The sequence below is a fragment of the Vibrio sp. D173a genome (assembly GCF_030248475.1).
The window spans coordinates 1-1583 of record NZ_JAHGAH010000153.1; the positions used below are offsets into that span (position 1 = coordinate 1).

The following is a 1583-nucleotide window of genomic DNA, read 5'->3' on the forward strand; positions in this document are numbered from 1 at the left end:
CTTTACAGCATCGTCGAGACGGCGAAAGCCAACGGCCTTATCCTCTACGACTACATGGTCAAGTGCATGAAAGAGCTCGCGAAAGCTGAGCCTGATATCGATGCGCTCCTACCTTGGAACTTCAAACATTAACAACACCGCCCCGTGGGTTCATGGGGCGCATACGATTAATGAGGCGAGCGCAATGTAAGAAAAATTCCATTGCTTAGGACGCTTTTGCAAAATTTGGCATTCTTGACAAAATTGTGAAACACATACTCAACCTTGGTTGTAGTCTTTGAAGTGAAAATGTTCAAAAATATTAAGGTCTCGAAATGACATCCAGTAATGACATCCACAAAGGAATAATAATGAGCACTTTTACAAAATCTCTTCTGGTTCTACCAATTGCTTTGTCTTTTAGCTCACTGAGCTTTGCAAATGATTGCATGCCTCTGGGCGAGGTACAAGAGCAAAACATTCAACTGGCGATCAACTCCAGCAAAAGTAATTTTAATGACAAGTCAGCTGATAAGATCCACAACTTTATCAGTGAGAAACGCTATGTTCAGCACAGTCCTGGCGGTAAAGATGGTGCGCAAGGATTAGTCGGCTTCATTAAATACATGCAAAACAAGATGCCGACATTCCATGTTGAAAATGTTCGTGCATTTGCTGAGGGAGATATTGTACTAACTCAAAGTGTGGATTCATTAGAAGGTAAACCTTTCGAAGTAAGTTACGACTGGTATCGTGTTAATGATGGCAAGATCACTGAACACTGGGACGTAGTTGCTGAGTTCAAAGAAGGTATTGCACCAGAATCATACACATCAGGACCAGGGGTTAACCTGAAAAGCTGTCTGGATAAGGAAAAGATCCGCTCTATTGCCCTGGATTACTTCTACACTACCTGGGATAACATGGACGCAAGTGCTGCTCAAAAATACCTAGGTGAGAACTTTGTTCAACATAATCCTAGTGCGAAAGCGGAAGGAAAGTCTGACAAGAAAGCACTGGTTGATTTGGTTACTCACTTAGGCAGCCAGGGTTATGAAGTTCAGATTGATATTTCAAAAGTGATTGTAACGGGTGATTTTGCAGCGATTCACGCTAAGTGGACGGATAGCTCTGAAACACTTGCTGTGACAGACATTCTTCGCTTTGACGAAAACTACAAAATCGTCGAGCACTGGGATGGTCTGAGTGCAATCCCTGCAAATAATGCTAACCCTAGAGATGCGGTATTTTAATGCTGGATTGGAACTCAATCGTATGCTTTTGTGAGGTTGCCATTAGTGGCAACTTCACTAAATCTGCTGGAAAGTTTTATATGTCAGTTGCGACACTGACAAGGCTTTGATGTGATGGACGCCCCTCCCTTCTAGCGTCGTTGTACCAAACTAATAGTACAACCATTAAGAGCAGGAGTAACAAGTATGTCTATTAAAGTTGTCGGTATTGATATAGCGAAAAATCTCTTCCAAGTGTGTGTTCTGGGTACAAATGGACAAATTTTATCAAACAGAAAGGTAAAGCGAGATAAGCTTCTCGATACTGTCCGCCAACTACCAGAGCAAACTGCTCTAGCAATGGAGTCATGT

At 42.3% G+C, this 1583-nt stretch carries 2 protein-coding genes and 1 pseudogene; all 3 read left to right on the forward strand.

Annotated elements, in window-relative coordinates:
• On the forward strand, nt 1-132 hold a 132-nt coding region (locus tag KIV40_RS16125; protein WP_214255976.1), incomplete at its 5' end, for a transposase domain-containing protein.
• 218 nt (nt 133-350) lie between these two features.
• Nucleotides 351-1232, forward strand: a complete 882-nt coding sequence (locus KIV40_RS16130) for a nuclear transport factor 2 family protein (protein WP_285350203.1) — start codon at nt 351-353, stop codon at nt 1230-1232.
• Between the two features lie 186 nt (nt 1233-1418).
• Nucleotides 1419-1583 (forward strand): annotated as a pseudogene (locus KIV40_RS16135) (IS110 family transposase); the annotation flags it as partial.

Coding starts and splice junctions, on each gene's coding strand:
- KIV40_RS16130 (WP_285350203.1), top strand. CDS start 351: ATGAGCACTTTTACAAAATCTCTTCTGGTTCTACCAATTGCTTTGTCT.